14 protein-coding genes are annotated in these 18,551 nt (G+C 70.1%); 6 read left to right on the top strand and 8 right to left on the bottom strand.

Annotated features, from left to right (window positions below; genetic code table 11):
• Positions 1 to 51 precede the first annotated feature (51 nt).
• Entirely contained in the window at positions 52 to 1,191 is a 1,140-nt protein-coding gene (locus F8S09_RS03945; protein ID WP_152869082.1) for an acyl-CoA dehydrogenase family protein, read from the bottom strand.
• 148 nt (positions 1,192 to 1,339) lie between these two features.
• Between F8S09_RS03945 and F8S09_RS03950 the strand changes: the two genes are divergently transcribed.
• Entirely contained in the window at positions 1,340 to 2,596 is a 1,257-nt protein-coding gene (locus tag F8S09_RS03950) for an MFS transporter (protein ID WP_152869084.1), read from the top strand.
• A gap of 159 nt (positions 2,597 to 2,755) precedes the next feature.
• Here the strand turns inward: F8S09_RS03950 and F8S09_RS03955 are convergent, their stop codons facing one another.
• A complete protein-coding gene (locus F8S09_RS03955; protein ID WP_152869086.1) occupies positions 2,756 to 3,823 on the bottom strand; it encodes a lipid II:glycine glycyltransferase FemX in 1,068 nt (355 codons plus the stop codon).
• Positions 3,824 to 3,887: 64 nt separating this feature from the next.
• Here F8S09_RS03955 and F8S09_RS03960 point away from each other — a divergent pair, with 64 nt between their 5' ends.
• The 4 genes from F8S09_RS03960 (at position 3,888) to F8S09_RS17585 (ending at position 7,773) form a co-directional block, all read left to right on the top strand.
• Positions 3,888 to 4,943, top strand: a complete 1,056-nt coding sequence (locus tag F8S09_RS03960; protein WP_152869088.1) for a peptidylprolyl isomerase — start codon at positions 3,888 to 3,890, stop codon at positions 4,941 to 4,943.
• Positions 4,944 to 5,298: 355 nt separating this feature from the next.
• Positions 5,299 to 6,882 carry a S8 family peptidase gene (locus F8S09_RS03965; protein WP_152869090.1) on the top strand — a complete coding sequence of 528 codons (1,584 nt, stop codon included), beginning with the start codon at positions 5,299 to 5,301 and terminating at the stop codon, positions 6,880 to 6,882.
• A gap of 121 nt (positions 6,883 to 7,003) precedes the next feature.
• A complete protein-coding gene (gene ddrA, locus F8S09_RS03970) occupies positions 7,004 to 7,609 on the top strand; it encodes a single-stranded DNA-binding protein DdrA (RefSeq protein WP_152869092.1) in 606 nt (201 codons plus the stop codon).
• Complete coding sequence (locus F8S09_RS17585; protein ID WP_194165201.1) at positions 7,606 to 7,773, top strand: hypothetical protein; 168 nt, start codon at positions 7,606 to 7,608, stop codon at positions 7,771 to 7,773. The genes ddrA and F8S09_RS17585 overlap by 4 nt, the downstream gene beginning before the upstream one ends.
• A 51-nt stretch (positions 7,774 to 7,824) precedes the next feature.
• On the opposite strand, the gene hrpB is transcribed toward F8S09_RS17585, so the two are convergent.
• From hrpB to F8S09_RS04000, 6 genes are read right to left on the bottom strand one after another with little or no spacing between them, the layout of a single operon-like run.
• Positions 7,825 to 10,302, bottom strand: a complete 2,478-nt coding sequence (gene hrpB, locus F8S09_RS03975) for an ATP-dependent helicase HrpB (RefSeq protein ID WP_322618511.1) — start codon at positions 10,300 to 10,302, stop codon at positions 7,825 to 7,827.
• A complete protein-coding gene (locus F8S09_RS03980; RefSeq protein WP_152869094.1) occupies positions 10,299 to 10,973 on the bottom strand; it encodes an HAD family hydrolase in 675 nt (224 codons plus the stop codon). The genes hrpB and F8S09_RS03980 overlap by 4 nt, the downstream gene beginning before the upstream one ends.
• A complete protein-coding gene (locus tag F8S09_RS03985; RefSeq protein WP_322618512.1) occupies positions 10,970 to 11,932 on the bottom strand; it encodes an NAD(P)/FAD-dependent oxidoreductase in 963 nt (320 codons plus the stop codon). Before F8S09_RS03985 ends, F8S09_RS03980 begins: the two co-directional genes overlap by 4 nt.
• The gene (locus F8S09_RS03990) at positions 11,932 to 12,624 is read right to left on the bottom strand and encodes an SDR family oxidoreductase (protein WP_152869096.1); all 693 of its coding nucleotides are present in this window, start codon (positions 12,622 to 12,624) and stop codon (positions 11,932 to 11,934) included. The genes F8S09_RS03985 and F8S09_RS03990 overlap by 1 nt, the downstream gene beginning before the upstream one ends.
• A 10-nt stretch (positions 12,625 to 12,634) precedes the next feature.
• Positions 12,635 to 12,979, bottom strand: coding sequence for an inorganic diphosphatase (locus F8S09_RS03995; RefSeq protein ID WP_152869098.1), 345 nt, complete (start codon positions 12,977 to 12,979; stop codon positions 12,635 to 12,637).
• A 55-nt stretch (positions 12,980 to 13,034) separates the two neighbouring features.
• Positions 13,035 to 16,877, bottom strand: a complete 3,843-nt coding sequence (locus tag F8S09_RS04000; RefSeq protein ID WP_194165202.1) for an ExeM/NucH family extracellular endonuclease — start codon at positions 16,875 to 16,877, stop codon at positions 13,035 to 13,037.
• A gap of 208 nt (positions 16,878 to 17,085) precedes the next feature.
• On the opposite strand from F8S09_RS04000, the gene F8S09_RS04005 reads away from it, so the two are divergent.
• Positions 17,086 to 18,546, top strand: coding sequence for a phytoene desaturase family protein (locus F8S09_RS04005; protein ID WP_152869102.1), 1,461 nt, complete (start codon positions 17,086 to 17,088; stop codon positions 18,544 to 18,546).
• Positions 18,547 to 18,551 lie beyond the last annotated feature (5 nt).

The following is an 18,551-nucleotide window of genomic DNA, read 5'->3' on the forward strand; positions in this document are numbered from 1 at the left end:
CAGTGCGAAGCCCCCGGCACATTCACCGGGGGCTCTTCTCGCACCTGACCCTTACTTCAGCAGATTCCGGCTGATCACCACGCGCTGAATCTCGTTGGTGCCCTCGTAGATCTGGTTGAGCTTCACGTCGCGCAGCAGCTTTTCCACCGGGTACTCGCCCACATAGCCGTACCCGCCGTGGACCTGAATCGCCTCGTTCGCGGCGTCGAAGGCCATCTCCGAGCAGTAGGCCTTGGCGATGGCGCTCTCGGTGCCGTGCGGCAGGTTCTGGTCGACCAGCCACGCGGCCTTGAGGTACATCAGGCGGCCCGTCTCGACGCCCATCGCCATCTCCGCGACCTTGAACTGGATGGCCTGGAACTGCGAGATAGGCCTCCCGAACGCCTCGCGCTCCTTGGAGTACTTCACACTCTCGTCAAGCGCCCGCCGCGCGATGCCCACCGACCCCGCCGCGACCGGCACGCGGGTCTTGTCGAGCGTCTTCATGGCGATCTTGAAGCCGTCGCCCAGGCCGCCGAGCTGGTTTTCCTTCGGCACGCGCACGTTCTCGAAGACCAGTTCGGAGGTCAGGCTGGCCCGCTGCCCCAGCTTGTGCTTGATTTTGTTGTAGGACATCCCCGGCGCGTCCTTGGGCACGACCAGCGCGACCGTCGCCTTGTGCCCGCCCTGCTTGTCGGTGGTGGCGAACACGACCGTGATGTCGGCCACGCCGCCGTTGGAAATCCACATCTTGGTGCCGTTGATGACCCACTCGTCGCCGTCCAGCACGGCGGTGGTGTGCATCCCGGCGGCGTCCGAGCCGTTGTTGGGCTCGCTGAGCGCGAAGGCCGCCAGGGAAGGCTTCTCGGTCATGGGGGCCAGGAAGCGCTTCTGCTGCTCCTCGGTGCCGCCCACCAGAATGGGCGTGATGCCCAGCTCGGAGGCCATCAGCACCGTGTAGATGCCCATGCAGCCGTAGGCGAGTTCCTCGCCGATCAGGCACTCGTCCACCATGCCCAGCCCCAGTCCGCCCGCGTGCTCGGGAATGGCGACATTGAGCAGGCCGACCTCGAAGGCCTTTTCCACCACGGGCCAGGGCAGTTCTTCCTTCTGGTCGTACTCGGCGGCGACCGGCATGATCTCCTTGCGGGTGAAGTCGCGGGCGAGCTGCTGAAGCTGTTTTTGTTCGTCGGTCAGGGAGAAATCGATCATGGGCACTCCTGGGGAATGTGGGGAAAGAAGCTCGCCGGGCGGCGGAAAGCTGCGCCTCTGGACTCGGTTCAATTTATCATGCCGGGAGAGGCGCCGCTTGTCCGGGCAACCTCCCTTCAGGGCAGAGGGCAGGACCTACACTCCGGGCATGAGCACTCCCCGGCCCGGCAGGCAGACCCTTTTTTACGGCTGGGTCGTGGTGGGGATCACGGTGCTGGCGCTGCTGCTGGCCGCCGGTGCCCGCAGCGCTCCCGGCGTGTTCCTGTTGCCGATGGAGCGCGACCTGGGCCTGAGCCGCAGCACGCTCTCGTTCTCGGTCAGCCTGGGCCTGCTGGTGTTCGGGCTGGCGGCCCCCCTGTCCGGCCGCCTGATGGACCGCTTCGGACCGCGCCGGGTCGCCACCGCCGGGCTGCTGCTGGTGGCGCTGAGCTTTGGGCTGAGCACCCTGTCGCGCTCGGCGCTGGGCCTGCACCTGACCTGGGGCCTGCTGAGCGGCCTGGGCACGGGCCTGGTCGGCAGCGTGCTGGGCGCCACGGTGGCGACGCGCTGGTTCGTGCGGCGGCGCGGCCTGGTCGTGGGGCTGTTCGGCGCGGCCACCAGCGCGGGGCAACTGCTGTTTATCCCCCTGCTCACGGGCTGGGCGCAGCGGGACGGCTGGACGGGCGGCACGCTGGGCATCGCGGGGGCGGCCCTGCTGCTCGCGCCGCTGGTGTGGTGGTGGCTGCGCGACAGCCCCGCGCAACTCGGGCTTCAGCCAGACGGGGACGCCGCCCCGGCGGGAGCCCCCGCCCCTGCCGCGCCCCGGCCCGACCCGCTGGTGATGCGGCGGGCGCTGCGTCACCGGGACTTCTGGCTGCTGGCGACCACCTTTTTCGTCTGCGGCGCGACCAGCAACGGGCTCATCGGCACGCACTTCATCGCGTACTGCGGCGATCTGGGCCTCACCCCTGGCTTCGCCGCCGGAATGCTGGCCGTGATGGGCACCTTCAACTTCGTGGGAACGCTGGCGAGCGGGTATTTCACCGACCGCACCGACCCGCGCTTCCTGCTGGCGCTGTACTACACCTTCCGGTGCCTGAGCCTGGTGCTGCTGCCCTTCGTGCCGCCCGGCTACAGCCTGACGGTGTTCGCGGTTCTGTTCGGCCTGGATTACATCGCCACCGTGCCGCCGACCATCGCGCTGACCACCGACACCTTTGGCCGGGCCAACGTGGGCACGGTGTACGGCTGGATCTTCTGCGCGCATCAGGTGGGAGCCGCCCTGGCGTCCTGGCTGGCGGGCGTCAGCCGAGACGCGCTGGGCAGCTACAGCGCCGCCATGATCGCGGCGGCGCTGCTGGCGGGGGCCGCCGCGGTGCTGGCGCTGGGGGTCACGGCCCCCGCACGGCGGCCGCAGCCCACCTAGAGCAGTTGACAGAAGGAAGGCCCCCAGGCAGCGGCGCCCCAGGGGCCTCCCTTCTGCCCCATGCTCTCCTTAAATTGGCCCGCTCCGAAATGGCCAACGAACGCCGAACGGCAGTCTCAGGGCCGAGGCTCCACCGCCGGAGAGCCGCGTTCCGGGGTGCTACAGCACGTCGTCGGCGCTGCCCCGCTTGCGGAGGTTATTTTGCGTCTTGCGCCAGCGCAGCGCCCGGACGATGGCCGGGGCCGCCGGGTTGAGGCTGAGGTCGTAGGCGGGGTACCAGACCCGCTGCTCGGAGAACTTGAGCTTCATCTTGAACACGCCGTAGGAATGCTTGCTCTCGTCGAGGACGCGCGGAATGCCCCAGAAGTCGAACAGCTCGTAGCCCCGGCGCTTGGCGTCCAGCATGGCGTTCCAGTAAAAGGCGTCGGGGGCCTTGGCGTCCTTGTACGGCGTGCCGTCCGGCTGCACCCGGTCGTCGCGCACGCTGCCGCCAAAGAGGTAGGCGGTCGTGGTGCCCATCGCCAGGAAAAAGCCGCCCGCGAGCGCCTTGCCCTCGTAGCGCGACAGCACGAGGTAAGCCTCGCCGCCATACGCATTGCCCTCGCGCAGCATCGTCTCGTAGTAGGCGCGGGGAAAGGCGCCGAGCTTGGCCCGCTCGTTGGTGGCCGTGAAAATCTCCCAGAAGGCCCCGAAGTCGTCGTCGCGGCCCGCCACCACGCCGAGCTTGGCGGCGGCGCGGACGTTGCGCCGGGCCATCGAGTGCAGCCCCGCGAAGAGGTCGTCCTCGGAGCGGGTCAGGTCGGCCACGATGGTGTGCTCGGGTTGCTCGGTTTCGGCCCGGCGAAAGGGGCCGTATTCGGAGGGGACGACCGCGCGGCCGTCGGCGGGGACGGGGTGCGGCGGCTCGATCTTGAGCAGGGCGTCGCCGGGGCGGGCGATCTTGCGGGCGGCCTCGGCCACGGCGGGCAGCAGGTCGAGCGATTCGAGCGCCGGGCCGCGCGGGGCATACAGGGTCGAGAATCCAGGCACCAAGCGCTTGCGCAGCAGTTGCAGTGCCCCCACCGTCTGCCCCCCCTGGCCCTGAATCAGAAAGCGCAGCGGCTCCTGCCCCAGCGTGCGCCGCGCCTCCCCGTACCCCCATCCCTGAAGGGGACTGGTGATGGGGAGGGAACGAACGGCGTCGTCGTACACGCGGGGGTCCTGGGTGGGCACGAGGGTCAGGCGCATCGGGGGGGATTGTAGCAGCGGGCCTCGGCGGGGGCCTGCCCCCCGGCCGCGCTACAGTGGACAGATGCAAAAAAGCTTCCTGACGCTCGCGCTGCTGCTCGGCGGCGCGGCCCTGGCCCAGAGCACCGGAACGCCTGCCACGCCCGCTGCTCCGGCGACCCAGACGCAACCGGCCCCCGCGCAACCGGCGCAGACCCCGGCGGCTCCGGCCCCCACGGCCCCGGTTCAGGCACCCGCCGACCCCCAGACGGCTGTGGCGCAGGTGGGGAGTGAGACCATCACGCTGGGCGAGTACGAGCGGGCCTTCCGGCTGGCGGTGGCGCGGGTGCTGAACTCGCAGGGCATTCCCTACTCGGAAGACGCCCTGGCCGAGTTCGCGCAGGCCCGCCCGGAGTTCCTGACCCAATACGCCCGCGACCGGGCGGTGTACCAGCTCGCCCGCCGGGGCACGGCGGTCACCGCGGCGCAGGTGGACACCCAACTCGCCGAGACCCGCGAGGGTTTTGAGACCGACGCCAACTTTGCCGAGGCGCTGGCCGCCAACGGCTTTGCGAACGAGGCCGAACTGCGGGCCGACATCGAACGCGAACTGGTCGTGGACGCCTACCTAGAGGGCATCAAGTCGCGCCTCAAGTTCGGGGACGCCCTGGTCGCCAGCTTTTACCAGCTCAACCGCTCGGCCTTCAATCGCCCGGCGCAGGCGTGCGTGCGGCACATCCTCGTCGCCACGCAGGCGGAGGGACAGACCATCCTGCGCGACCTCGCGGCGGGCGGGGACTTCGCGGCCATCGCCCGTGAAAAGAGCCAGGACCCCGGCAGCGCGGCTGAGGGGGGCGAGTTGGGCTGCATCGAACCCGGCGAGACGGTCGAGCCGTTCGACCGCACGTCCTTCGCGGCGCCCCTGAACCAGCCCCAGCTCGTGCAGTCCGAGTACGGCTGGCACGTGCTGGTCGTCACCCGCCGCACCCAGGCGGGCGTCGCGCCGCTGGCCGAAGTCGCGCCCGTCATTCGCGAGCAGCTTGCCCGTGACGCTGCCCAGAAGTATCTCGACTCGCAGCTTGCCCGCGTGACCATCACCACCACCCCGGCAGCTCTTCCCGCCCCGGCGTCCAACCGCTAACCCTTCCACCGCACTGGCCCCCTCACCCGAGGGGGCTTTTTCCATGGTCGAGGGCATCTTCTGTATTCATCACACATACATCCAACCTGGGTCACAGATGGGTCACAGGTGAGAAGCTTGGAAAGGAGACTCGGATATTTTGATAGATATATGGGCTGATTTGGTTACACATGTAAATTTAACACGTCCTTTACTTGTTGTTCGTAATCAATATCCTTAATTCAATAACCTGTCTAGATGTTTGCATGAAGACAGTTCGAAGGCTCGTGCTACATCAATGGCGTCGGCACAACTCGCCCCTCCTAGCCTGGTTTCACCTGGGGCACATCTCTCTTTGTTGGTCGGAGGAATCCAGATGACTGCACGCCTTGCCCTCAGCTCGATCGGTCTCGCCCTGCTGCTCGCCTCGTGCGGTGGTCAGACGCCCACCACCCAGGCCCCGAATACGCAGGCTCCGGAGACCTCGGCCACGCAGCGCCCCGCCCGGACCCTGGCTCCCCTGCTGGGCACGGCCAACCCGGACGCGGTCGCGGGACAGTACATCGTGGTCTTCAGCGAGGGTGCGGCGCCGAGCAACCTGGGAGCGCAGGACGCGGGCGGACTGATCCGGGCGCTGAACCTCGACCCCCAGGGCATCACGGTCCAGCACCTGTACTCGCAGACCATTGAGGGCTTCGCCGCCCGCCTCAGCCCCCAGAACCTTCAGGCGCTGCGGGCCGACTCGCGCGTGAAGTACATCGAGCAAGACGGCGTGATGCGCATGAGCGCCACCCAGACGGGCGCGACCTGGGGCCTGGACCGCACCGACCAGCGCAACCTCCCGCTGGACGGCACCTACGTCTACAACTCGACCGGCAGCGGCGTGAAGGCGTACATCATCGACACTGGGATCAACACGGCGCACACCAACTTCGGGGGCCGGGCGGTGTGGGGCACCAACACCACCGGGGACGGCAACAACAGTGACTGCCAGGGCCACGGCACCCACGTGGCGGGTACGGTCGGCAGCAACACCTGGGGCGTGGCCAAGGGCGTGCAACTCGTAGCGGTCAAGGTGCTGGGCTGCGACGGCTCGGGCACCAACTCGGGCGTGATCGCGGGCGTGAACTGGGCCGTGAGCAACAAGGGCAGCGCGGCGGCCGTGGCGAACATGAGCCTGGGCGGCGGCTTTAGCCAGGCCGTGAACGACGCCGTGAACAGCGCCGCGAGCAAGAACCTGATCATGGCCGTGGCCGCAGGCAACGAGAACCAGAACGCCTGCAACGTCTCTCCCGCCAGCGCTGCCAGCGCCATCACGGTGGGCAGCACGACGAACACCGACGCCCGGTCCTCCTTCTCGAACTACGGCTCGTGCCTAGACCTGTTCGCGCCGGGCAGCAATATCACCTCGACCTGGATCGGGTCCACCACCGCCACCAACACCATCAGCGGGACCTCCATGGCGACCCCGCACGTGGCCGGGGCCATCGCGCTGCTGATCGCGGGAGGCAACTCCACCAACAGCGCCGTGACGAGCGCCCTGCTGAACAACGCCACCACCGGTAAGGTCACGGGGGCGCAGACCGGCAGCCCCAACCGGCTGCTGTACACCGGGACGGGGGGCACCACGCCCGCGCCCACCCCGACCCCGACCCCCACGCCAGGCACCACGACCTACACGGGCAGCGTGAGCCGGGGAACCGCGAGCTACCAGCCCGGCACGGGCGGCTTCTCCTACGCGGGCGGCACCCTGCGCGGTACCCTCAGCGGTCCCTCGGGCACCGACTTTGACCTCTACCTCCAGAAGCGCAACAGCAACGGCACCTGGAGCGACGTGGCGGCCAGCGAGGGCTCGGGCAGCAGCGAGAGCATCAACTACGCCGCTGCCAGTGGCACCTACCGCTGGGAGGTCTACGGCTACTCCGGCAGCGGGTCTTACAGCCTGACCGAGACGAAGTAAGCGCCCCTCTCCCATCCCGCTCTGAAAGCCCCGGCACCCGCCGGGGTTTTTCATGGCCGACTTGCCTCGCCCGGCCCTATTCTGTCTTGACCGTAACGCTGTTACGTTATAAACTAAACGCATGAAGTTGAGCGATGTTCAGAAACGACTCCAGGCTCCGTTTCCCGCTCATCTGGTGGGGTGGAAGCCGCAGGCTTTTAACAAGGAGCGCACTCGCGCCCTGCTGCTCGCCTATGTGGACGCGCGTGCCGTGCAAGACCGCCTGGACGCGATCTGCCCGGATGGCTGGAGCTTCGAGATTGAGGTGGTTCCGGGCACTCAGCACCCCACCGTCAAAGGCCGCCTGACCGTGCTGGGCGTGACCCGCGAGGACATCGGGGAGGCGGGCGAGGGCGAGTACGGAACCCTCAAGGCGGCCTCGTCGGACGCGCTCAAGCGGTGCGCCGTGCAGTTCGGCATCGGCCGTTACCTGTACGACCTGCCCAAGCAGTGGGTAGACTGGAACGATGCCCGGCGCGAACCCGCCGTCACGCCCGAGCTGCCCGAGTGGGCACGCCCCGACCACGAACGCAGCCCCGGCGGAGCGCATCTCGTGCAGGCGATGGAGCAGCTCAAGTACGAGTTGCCCGAGGACCTCGACCTCCAGCGCGAGGTGTACAAGCACCTCAAGGCCGCCCTGGGCAGCCTGCACACCGCTCCGCAGGGCGGGCACGGACGGGCCGCGTGATCCGCACGGCGGAGGGGACCGCCCGCCCACAGCGGAAGTGGGCCACTCCCCGACCGGCCCCGGTGCCGGACCTGGCCCCGGCCTCCCCGCGCAATGTCGCCACCGTCATGCTGGGCGTGATGACGTTGATGCTGATGGGCGGCGCCCTCGCTCAACTGCTGTAAGCCTGGAGAGGAAGGTGGGAGACGCGTGTCACGTCTCCCACCTTCCTTTTGCTACATCCGGCGCTTCGTCGCCTTCGTCGGCACATGGCTCCACGGATCGTCGGGCCAGGGGTGCTTGGGGTAGCGGCCGCGCAGGTCCTTGCGAACCTCGAAATAGCTGCTGTTCCAGAAGGAGCGCAGGTCCTGGGTGACCTGCACCGGGCGTCCGGCAGGCGAGAGCAGGTGCAGCAGCACGGGGGTACGGTTCCCGTTCACGGCAGGTGTTTCGGCCACACCGAAGAGTTCCTGTAACTTCACGGCGAGGATGGGGGGCGACCCGTCCAGGCGGTAAGCGAGGCGCACACGGGAGCCGCTGGGGACGGGGAGGTGGGTGGGCGCCAGCTCGTCCAGGCGGGCGGGGAGCGGCCACGGCAATAGGGCTTGGAGGGCGGGCAGGAGGTGGACTCGGCCCAACTCCTCGCGGGTGCGGACGCCCGTGAGGTGAGGGCCGAGCCAGTCCTCCAGCGTGTCCAGCAGGCCGGGGTCGGAGAGGTCGGGCCAATCCTCGTCGGGGCGCCAATGGCGCAGGGACTCCACTCGGGCGCGGAGTTGCTCGGCTTCCGGGGAGAAAGTCAGGAGATGAAGGCCCTCGGCGCGAATCGCTCCGGCGAGGGCAGCGACCCGTTCCGCGTGGGGGAGGTCGCGCAGCGGGCGCGAGTCCAGCACCAACGCCCCCACCCGGCGCTCGCGGGCGGCCACCAGCGCCCCGGTGCGGGCGTCCCAGCGCACGGCGTCCTGCCACCCGGCGCGGGCATCCAGGGCGGCGGGGTCGAGGGGCGCGGCGAGGTAGATGCGGCCTTCCCCACTTCCCGCGTCGAGGTGGGCCACCGCGAGGGCGGGCGCTCCGGCCAGCGCGTCCCCCTCCGGCAGCCGGGCACCCTGCCCGCCCGCGAGCAGGAAGCGGCCCCCGCCGCCCGCCCGCGCGAGCGCCACCCGCTCCGGGTAGGCGAGGGCGACAAGCTGACCCACCGCGAAGCCGTCCAGCGGCGAGTCGTCCGGGCGCAGGCCCAGTTCGCGCCGCCACTGCCGCGCTAGGCGTTCCACGCGCTCCAGGACGGCCCCGTCTCCCCTCCTGCTCTCCCCACGCCGCCACGCCCGCAGCACGGCGACCCGATCGGTGAGGTCGGCCCCCACCCCGTTGCCGAGTGGGTCACGTTCTTCCAGCAGTGCAGCCACATCGGCGGCCAGTGCCCCCAGCCCCAGCGCCTGCCCGTCATGCAGCAGGTGCGCGAGACGGGGGTGGGTGGGCAGTTCCAGCAGCGCCCGGCCCCGCGCGGTGATGCGGCCTTGCGCGTCCAGCGCGTCCAGGTCGCGCAGCAGTGTCCGGGCGGCCTCCACGCGGGGGGCCGGGGGCGCGTCGAGCCACGCGAGGGCGGCGGGATCGGGAGCGCCCCACCCGGCGAGTTCCAGGGTAAGCGGCGCGAGGTCGGCCTCCACGATCTCGGGCGGGCGGGCGGCGGAGAGAGCCGCGTGGGTGCGCTCGCTCCAGAGGCGGTAGGCCACGCCGGGGGCGGTGCGGCCCGCGCGTCCGGCCCGCTGATCGGCCGCGTCGCGGGTGACGCGGGTGGTCACCATCCGGGTCAGGCCCGTGCCGGGATCGAAGGCCTGCGTGCGGCTCAGGCCCCCATCCACCACGATCCGCACGCCTTCCAGCGTGAGCGACGTTTCCGCGATGGAGGTCGCCAGGATGACCCGCCGCCGCCCGGCCGGGTCCGGGAGGATTGCCCGCCGCTGCTCGGCCAGCGGGAGGTCGCCGTAGAGGGGGAGCACGGTGGCGTCCACGTCAGGGAGCGCCGCCATTGCCCCACGAATCTCGCGGACGCCGGGCAGAAAGGCGAGCACGTCGCCCGTGGGATGCGCGGCCAGAGCCTCCCGTACCGAGCGGGCCACCGCGTCCTCTACACGGCCCGCCGGGTCGTTGGGCAGATACCGTACCCCCACCGGGTAGGCTCGCCCCGCGCTCTGGACCAGCGGCGCTCCCAGCCGCTCTGGCAGGGCGGGGTCGAGGGTGGCCGACATGACAAGCACGCGCAGATCGTCGCGCAAGGCTCCCCCCACCTCGCGCAGCAGGGCCAGGGCGAGGTCGGCGTTGAGCGACCGCTCGTGGAACTCGTCGAGGATGACCAGTCCCACCCCACCCAGCTCCGGGTCGAGCTGGAGGCGGCGGGTGAGGATGCCCTCCGTGACGACCTCGATGCGGGTCCGGGCGGACACCCGCGACTCGAAGCGCACGCGCGAGCCGACCGTGCCGCCGACCTCCTCGCCCAGCGTCTCCGCGAGCCGGGCGGCGACCGCGCGGGCGGCCACCCGCCGGGGCTGGAGCATCACGATGGAGCCTCCCCCCAGCCACTCCTCGCTCAGCAGCGCGAGCGGTAGCCCCGTGCTCTTGCCCGCGCCGGGCGGGGCTTGCAGCACGACCAGCGGGTGCGCCGCGAGCGCCGCGCGGAGGTCGGGCAGCACCTCGAAGACGGGGAGGTCGGGCAGGCTCACGGGGAGGATGGTAGCAGCGGCAGCCCTGGCAGCGTCAGCACGTCCCGCAGGTCGCGCAACACCACGTCGGGCGTCTCCCCCGCCAGCGCATGCCCGGTCGGGAGGTAGGCCGTCCGCAGCCCCACCCGCCCCGGTCCCCACACGTCATTGCACGGCGAGTCGCCCACGAACCACGTCTGGGCCGCCGTCACGCCCAGTCGGTTGAGGGCCAGCCGGTAGATCGCCGGGTCGGACTTGCTCAGGCCCACTGCCTTGCTGATCACCACGTCGCCCACCAGCCCGGTCAGGCCGCACCCCTCCAGGCAACGGGGCTGCGCCTCCTCCCAGCCGTTGGTCACGATGCCGAGACGCAGGCTCCGCGCCCGCAGCTCCCGCAGCACCTCCCGCAGCACCTCGTGGGTATAGGGCATGGCGACGGGGGCGGCCAGCGAATGCTCGGAGAAGTCCGCCAGCAGCATCTCCGGGTCGTAGGCGAGGCCGAACTCGCGCACAAGCTGGGGCAACACCTCCCGCTTGGGCCGGTAGCCGAAGTCGTCCAGCTCGGTGAAACGGGCGGCGTATCCGGCGGGCAGAGCATGGCGCTCCACGTGCCCCACCAGCCAGCCCCGAATGGTCGCCGCGCGGTCATGCAGCGTTCCGTCCAGGTCGAAGAGGATCGCCCGAACGCTCAGGACGCCTCGCCGCCGCTGGGTGCCCTCCCCCCCTCCCCGTCCGGGGACTTGTGGAAGGCCGCGCCCAGCCGCCTCACGTTCTCGTGAATCAGGGTCGTGTTCAGCGAGACGGCGGCCAGCATCCCGCTCGCGGCGGCGCTCATCACGTACTGGGGCGCTCCCGTCATGTCCCCGGCGGCCCAGACGCCGCGCACGCTGGTCATGCCGTTCTCGTTGACCACGACGCGGCTCTTGGCGTTCAGCTCGCAGCCGAGGGAAGCGGGCAGGCTGCTACGCTGCACCTGGGTGGGGTTCAGGAAGAGGGCGTCCAGCGGCAGCCGCTCGCCGTCCCGGAAGCGCACCCGCACGGTGTCCTTCCCCTCCAGCCGCAGGATGGGCGTGGAGATCACGGGCACACCCACCCGCCGCAGGTCTTCCCGCTGCTCGTCCGTGAGTTCGTCGGGACCGTCAGTGAGGAGCACCACCCGGTCGGACCACGCCCGCACGCTCAGGGCGAGGTGATGGCCCTCCTGGTGGGAGCCGAGAACCGCCAGCGCCGACTCGCGGTTGGGCCAGCCGTCGCAATACGGGCAGTGGTGAACCGTGCGGCCCCAGCGGGCACGCAGGCCGGGCACGTTGGGCAGCACGTCGCGCACCCCGCTGGCGAAGAGGAGCCGCCGGGCCTGGACCCAGCCGCCGTCGTGGCGCAGGGCGAAGCCACCGTCCCAGGGCTTGACCTCGCGGGCCACGCCGGGCCGCACCGTCACCGGGTAGGGGGCGAGGTCGGCCAGCCCCAGGGCCTGGAGTTGCGTGGGCGCGGCTCCATCGCGGGTGAAGACCCCGTGGGCTGCCTGGGCCGCGGCATTGCGGGTGGGGCCACCGTCCAGCAGCAGCACCTCGCGCCGGGAGCCGCCCAGCACCAGCGCCGCGTTGAGGCCCGCTGCGCCCGCCCCTACGACCACGGCGTCATACCGCTCCACTAGCGGCCCCCCGGCCGGACGGTCACGTCGGTGAGCACGGCGTCGCGTGGGGCCTCCAGCACGAAGCGCAGGGTGGCCGCCACCGTCTCCGGGGCGATGTAGGCGTCCGGCTGGTACGCGCCGCCCTCCTGTGCCCGCACCGACTGCTGCATGGGCGTGGCGGTGCGGCCCGGATAGACGGTGGAGACGCGCACGCCGTGAGGGGCTTCCTCCTCGCGCAGGGCGTCGGCCAGTGCCCGCAGCGCGAACTTGCTCGCGGCGTAGCTGGCCCAGCCGGGGTTGGCCCGCAGGCCCGCTCCGCTGTTCACGAAGACCAGGGTGCCCCGCTCCTCCCGCACACGCGGAAGCAGCAGCCGGGTCAGCTCAGCGGGGGCGACCACGTTGACGGCGAGGGTATGGGTCCAGGCGGGGTGTTCCTGCTCCGCAACGGCGCCCAGCTCCACGACTCCTGCGTTATGGACTACGTTCGTCACGCGCCCCAGGTCTGCCAGCGCCGGGGCGAAGGTCTCCGGCCGGGTGAGGTCGAGGCTGAGCGGCCTACCGCCCACCTCCGCGCAGAGGGAATCCAGCCGCTCGCCCCCCCGTCCTTGCAGAATCAGGTCGTGGGTCCCGGCGAGTGCCCGCGCCAGCGCCATGCCGATGCCGCCCGTGGCCCCGGTAACCAGGGTGACGGGCCGCTGAAAAGTCGTCATGCCCGGCACGCTAGCGCAAGAGGCGCACCCTGAAATACCGCTCCTGAAACCACACCGCCTTCATGATCTCCTCGTCAGGCCAGTGACTTCCCGGTGGGACCACGGCCAGCTTGTCCTCGCGGTCATCCAGGCGGACGATTACGGCCGTTGCCACACCTTCCGCTCCCGACATGGGCACGTCCCAGCCCAGCAGGTAAGCGTCGATAGGCTGGCCGTCGCCGCTGACGGTGCCGGGCACCTCGCCGTAATTCACGGGGTACACGAGATCGGCGTGCCGGGGATGAACACTCCCCAGCGGCCGGTCTACGATGACACGCACGGTCTGGCCGAGGAAGGAGGTGAGGTCGGGCTTCATGGGGACAAGATAGAAAAACCCCCTCCGCATGGGAGGGGGTGGGGAGGGATAGGGGTCAGTTGCAGACGTTCAGGGGAGTGGCGCTGTTGCGGGGAGCAGCCGGACCAGCCGCGAAATCGTTCAGGTTGCTGTTAGTGTCCGTGCAGCCGTTACTCTTGCGGAACAGGGCTTCGGTGGTGTTGGCCGGTGCAGCCGCGGGACTAGTCTCGCTGCCATTGACCGAGGTGGGCAAGCCATAGCCCACAAGGTCAAGGTAGCTGCTAGCGGCGGGCTGAGCGCCCGAAAGCGCCGCCGTGCCGCTCACGAGGGCCACCTTGCCAGCCGTAGCTCCCATGTTGAGGTTCCCGGCGGTCCCGTCATAGCCTGTAAGGTCTGCCCCCGCCGTTCCGGCGTTCCCGAGGCGCACGAGGTAATACCCACCTGCAGGAATGGTCACGCTGTTCAGATTTGCCACAGACCAGTTGCCCGTTCCCGACGCCGAGCTGTACTGCAAGGAGAACCCGCCCGTGATGGCCGAAGCCGTGGGGTTGAACAGTTCCACGTAGTCATGCTTGTAAGCGGGCGTACCGCTGTTAGCTCCCCCACCGGGGTACACTTGGCTGATCACCAGGCCACCCACAGTTCCACCGCTCGCGCCCTGCACCGTCACCGTCAGTGTGGCGGCACTGCTCACGTCGCCGCTGGCGGCCTTCACCTCGTAGGTGTAGGTGCCGGGCGCGGTGCCCTCCGGAGCAGTGACAGTCACACCGAAGGAGCCACCGCTGGCGACCGTGGCGGGCGCAGTCACGATGGCGGGGCCGCCGTTCAGCGCCCTGACCGTCACTGTCAGGTCGCCACTCACGTTCTGCGCCGAGGCCGTGAAGGTGCGGGTGACGGCCGGGGCTCCCACCGTGGTGGTCACGCTGGCCGTGCCGGGCGTCAGGGTCACGCCCGGCGTGGGGGCAGGCGGCGTGTCCGACTTCAGGTTCAGGCCGACGAGCACCGGGTCGTGATCGCTGGAGCGGAAGGCGTCGGACTGGAACAGGTCAGGGGTGGTGCAGGTGTTGCTCGTGCAGTTGGAGTTGTTCTTGAATTCAACGTTATAGTCGAGGAAAGTCGGCTCGTCACTGTTGACGTGCCACTCGGTGATGCCGGTCACCTGGCCGCTCAGGGCCGCGCTGGACAGGGCGTGGTCGAGGTAGCCGAACTGCCCATTAAACTGATAGGAGTAGCGGTCCTCAGCGGGGATGCGCTGGTTCAGGCTCTCGAACCCCCCGGCGGTGAGGGTGCGGATGGGGTCTTCCTCACCGTAGCTGTTCAGGTCGCCCATCAGGAGGACATCGGGGTCCTTGGCCGCGTCCTGCACCGTCTTTACGAAGTTGAGAAGCTGCTTGGCCTGATCCACCCGCTTGAGGTTCCAGCAGCCCTGGCCCTGATCGGTGTCGCCGCTCGTCGGGCAGCTTCCCTTGCTCTTGAAGTGGTTGGCGATCACGCTGAACACTTCACCCGTGGCGTTCTCGCGGAAGGTTTGGGCGACGGTCGGACGGTCGTTGATGCTGGCGGTGTCGATCAGAGGAGAGCCGACGGGCGTCACCTTGCCCGGCCTGTAGATCGCCGCGACGGTGATGGCGTCGGTGCCGACCTTGCCCGTCTTCACGGGGGCGTACGTCCCGGCCCCGGCCACGGCATTGAGGGCCACGACGAGGTCTTCGAGGGCGGCGTCCCCGTTGTTCTGAATCTCCATCAAGGTGATCACGTCGGCGTCGAGGCCGAGCAGCATGCTGACGACCTTGGCCTTCTGACGCCCGAACTCGTAGGCGCTGTTCGCTCCACGGTCGGCGCTCCCGCCAAAGGTCGTGAAGTAGTTCAGGACGTTGGCGCCCGCCACGCGCACGCTGCCGCCGACGGGCTTGGGCGCCGCCTGACGGGGGTTGGCGTCCACGAACTGGGGCGCGGCGGTCGGTTCGAGCTTGAACATGTTGTTCGCGTAGCGCAGCAGGCCCGTCAAGCCTGTCACGGTGTCGCCGGTGCGGCGCGTGTTCGCCCCGCTGAGGTAGGGCACCGCCGCGGGGTTCTGAGCGTTGCTGGCGTCGTTCAGCACGATGCGTCGCAGCGCCTGGGCAGCAGTCGTCTCGCCGCTCACATTGCCGTTGGTCGGGTTGAACAGCCGCCCACCGCTGGACAGACCGAGTTCACCGTAGCGGCCATACCCGTAGTTGTCGGTCACGGTCATGACCTGCGGGATGGTCACCAGCATGTTCTCGTACTGCTCGAGCTGGTCGAGGCTGTTCAGCGGGAAGGTCAGCGTGACCGGCTTGGCGACCTGGGTGCCGCTGCACTTCTGGAAGGTGGTGATGCTCTCGAGCTGGGTGGCGCCGAAGTACTCCTTCACGGTGCCGCTGACCTGCACCACGTCGCCCACGCTGACCGCCTGACGGGCGGTGTTCGTGTAGATGAACAGGCCGTCGCTGGTGGCCTCCAGGCCGTCGGGGGCGATCTCCTGAATGGAGAACCCGCCCAGACCCGCCTGGAAGTCGCTGGTGACCACGCCGCGCACGGTGACGGTCTGGCCCGCGAGCGGGCTGGCCGCTCCGCTGCCCTGCACCGCGCCGATGTTGGTGACGGTGCCCGTGGTGGCCGGGCAGGTGGGCGCCGCCTCGCCGCCCGCGCCGAAGGGCAGGGACACCGCAGTGCCCTCGGCCTTCGCCGTAAAGGTCTGCACCTCGCCGTCGCGGCTCTGATCGCCGGTGATGGCGCGGGGCTGCACGGTGTAGGTGTAGCCCACGGGCAGGCTGAGGGTGCCGCTCCAGTTGCCCTGCCCACGGGGCACGAGTTCCAGGGTGTAGGTCTTCTTGAGGTCCTGCGGGCGCAGGCTGGCGGTGCCCAGGCTGGCGTCAGGCGCCGTGATGGTCGCCGTCACCCGGTCGGCCTCCACGCCGGTCACGCTCAGGGTCACCGGGGCGACGTTCGCGCCGATGTCCACGGTCACGTTGCCGGTGGTCGTGTCAAGAACATTCACCGTGACGCCGCCCGTGCTGCTCAGGCCCGCGCTGTTCGTGACCGTCACGCTGACGCTCCGCGTGCCGGCGGCCGTGTAGGTGTGCGTGGGGCTGAGCTGGGCGCTCTGACCGCTGACGGTCAGGGTCTCGATCACGCCGTCGCCCCAGTCCACCGTGACGGTCCGGAGCTGGGCGGTCCCGGTCTGCGCGGCCCCGATGTTCAGGGTGTAGAGGGAGCCTTTCTTGACGCTGCTGTCGGCCGTAAGGGTGGGCGCGGCGGGCGCCACCGCGTTCACGACCTCGGTCAGGGGCACGCTAACCACCGCGTCGTTCTCGCTCAGGCGCAGGGTGGCGGTCCCCTGCTGCTGGAGGGTACCGTCGGTGCCCCGGCCCTCGACGACCACGGTGATGGCCCGGCCCGTCGGCACGCCCTGAAGGGTGCCCGTCGCCGTGCTGCCGCTGCCGATCAGGCGGGCTTCCAGGGCACCGACCTTGGCGACGAGGACATTGCTCTTGGCCGTCACGCCGGTCGCGTTCACCTGAATGGCGCTTGTCAGGCGGTTCATCCGCAGGTTGATGGGCGCCTCGTCCTTGAACTGCACCGCGCTGCTGCCCTTGTACAGCACGATCTTCTCGGCGTCTGCGCCGTCGTACCCCCGCGCGACGAGGCTATAGCCGCCCTTCACGAGGTTGGGGACGGTGAAGGTGGCCGCGCCGTTCTTGACCGTGGCCGTCAGGGTATGGACCTCGTCTTTGGTGGTCGCCTCGGTCCCGCGCACCTCCAGGGTGACCTGAACCACCTCGTCGGGGAGGGACAGCGCCTGAAAGATCGCTTTCCCGGTCGACGCGTCGGGGGCCTGTGGAGTGCCCGAGCAGGCGGAGAGCAGCAGGGCGGCGGACAGCAGCATTCTCTTCTTCATGAATTCTCCTGAGAGGCGGAGCCGAACTGGCCCGCAGGCAGCAGCGATCAACCAGCAGGACATTGCCGCCGGGAAGACCCGGCACCCCTGCTTGGATGAGCAGACTATAAAGCCTGTCTGGTCAACTCTCCGTCAGCAGTGACAATTGTGTGAGGATTCGTGTACCCGGATCTGGTGGACACCGGGTCCTCACCGGACCGACAGGGCCTTGAGCCGAGGAACCGTATGTCACAGTAACCGTGTGTCTCCCCTCGACGCCGTCGTCGTCGGCGCTGGTCCCAACGGGCTGGCCGCCGCCGTCACCCTGGCCCGCGCAGGGCTGCGGGTGCGGGTGCTGGAGCGCCACGCCTCGCCGGGTGGCGGCCTGAGCAGCGCCGAACTGACCCTCCCCGGCTTCGTCCACGACGTGGGCAGCGCCATTCACCCGCTGGGGTACGCCTCGCCCGCCTTTCGGGACTGGCCGCTGCACGCCTTCGGGCTCTCGTGGGTGCAGCCGGACGCCCCCTACGCGCAGGTACTGGAGGACGGCACGGGGGTCATCGTCGAGCGTGACCTGGACGCAGCGGCGCAGAACTTCGGGCAGGACGCGGCGGCGTGGCAGGCCCTCTTCGGGCCGCTCGTCGGGGGCATGGACGGCCTACTGGATGACGTGCTACGGCCCCTCCCGCGTTTGCCGCGCCACCCGCTCCTGCTCGCCCGGTTCGGGCTGCGGGGAGTCCCCCCGGCAACCTGGACGGCGGGCCTGCTGCGGACCCCGGAGGCGCGGGCAGCGTGGGCGGGGCTGGCCGCCCACGCCAACCTGCCGCTCTCCACGCCGGGAACGGGGGCGGCGGCCCTCGTGCTGGGCACGCTGGCGCACGGGGTGGGCTGGCCCTTTCCGCGTGGGGGGGCGCAGGCCCTGACGGACGCGCTGGTGGCCTACCTGCGCTTCCTGGGCGGCGAGGTCGAGACGGGGGTGGAGGTGCGGCGTTGGGCAGACCTCCCCCCCGCCCGCGCCGTGCTGGTGGATTCCAGCCCCGCCGTGCTGCTGGCGCTGCTGGGCGACCGGGTGACGCCGGGCTACCGGGCGTGGCTGACCCGCTACCGCTACGGCCCCGGCCTCCTGAAGCTGGATTACGCCCTCAGAGGCCCGGTCCCCTGGCGCGATCCGGCGGTGGGGCGGGCGGGAACCGTACATCTTGGCGGCGGATTGGAGGCAATCACGCGGGCGGAGGCAGAGGTCACGCGGGGGGTGGCCCCGCAGCGTCCCTACGTCCTGGCCGCCCAGCACACCCTCTTCGACCCCAGCCGGGCGCCCGCCGGGGGGCACACCTTCTGGGCCTACGCGCACGTCCCGCCGGGCACGCCCGACAGCTACGCCGGGACCATCGAGGCGCAAATCGAGCGGGCCGCTCCCGGCTTCCGCGACCTGGTGCTGAGGCGGCGGGTGACGAACGCGCGGGCGCTCGAAGCCCTCAGCCCGGTGTTCCGGGGCGGGGATGTGAATGGGGGGCGGGGCGACCTGTGGGGCCTGCTGGCCCGTCCGGTGCCCACGCCCACGCCCTATCGGACGCCCGTGCCCGGCGTCTATCTGTGCTCCAGCGCGACCCCGCCCGGCGGGGGCATTCACGGGATGAGCGGCTACTGGGCCGCGCGGGCGGCGTTACGGGATGTATTCGGGGAACGGTAAATAGT

The organism is Deinococcus terrestris (assembly GCF_009377345.1).
GTDB classification, from domain to species: Bacteria; Deinococcota; Deinococci; order Deinococcales; family Deinococcaceae; genus Deinococcus; species Deinococcus terrestris.

Excerpts from the sequence above, each read along its gene's own strand:
- F8S09_RS04000 (WP_194165202.1), bottom strand. The coding sequence starts at position 16,877 with ATGAAGAAGAGAATGCTGCTGTCCGCCGCCCTGCTGCTCTCCGCCTGC.
- F8S09_RS03990 (WP_152869096.1), bottom strand. The coding sequence starts at position 12,624 with ATGACGACTTTTCAGCGGCCCGTCACCCTGGTTACCGGGGCCACGGGC.
- F8S09_RS03945 (WP_152869082.1), bottom strand. The coding sequence starts at position 1,191 with ATGATCGATTTCTCCCTGACCGACGAACAAAAACAGCTTCAGCAGCTC.
- F8S09_RS03960 (WP_152869088.1), top strand. The coding sequence starts at position 3,888 with ATGCAAAAAAGCTTCCTGACGCTCGCGCTGCTGCTCGGCGGCGCGGCC.
- F8S09_RS03955 (WP_152869086.1), bottom strand. The coding sequence starts at position 3,823 with ATGCGCCTGACCCTCGTGCCCACCCAGGACCCCCGCGTGTACGACGAC.
- ddrA (WP_152869092.1), top strand. The coding sequence starts at position 7,004 with ATGAAGTTGAGCGATGTTCAGAAACGACTCCAGGCTCCGTTTCCCGCT.
- F8S09_RS03950 (WP_152869084.1), top strand. The coding sequence starts at position 1,340 with ATGAGCACTCCCCGGCCCGGCAGGCAGACCCTTTTTTACGGCTGGGTC.
- F8S09_RS03965 (WP_152869090.1), top strand. The coding sequence starts at position 5,299 with ATGACTGCACGCCTTGCCCTCAGCTCGATCGGTCTCGCCCTGCTGCTC.
- F8S09_RS03995 (WP_152869098.1), bottom strand. The coding sequence starts at position 12,979 with ATGAAGCCCGACCTCACCTCCTTCCTCGGCCAGACCGTGCGTGTCATC.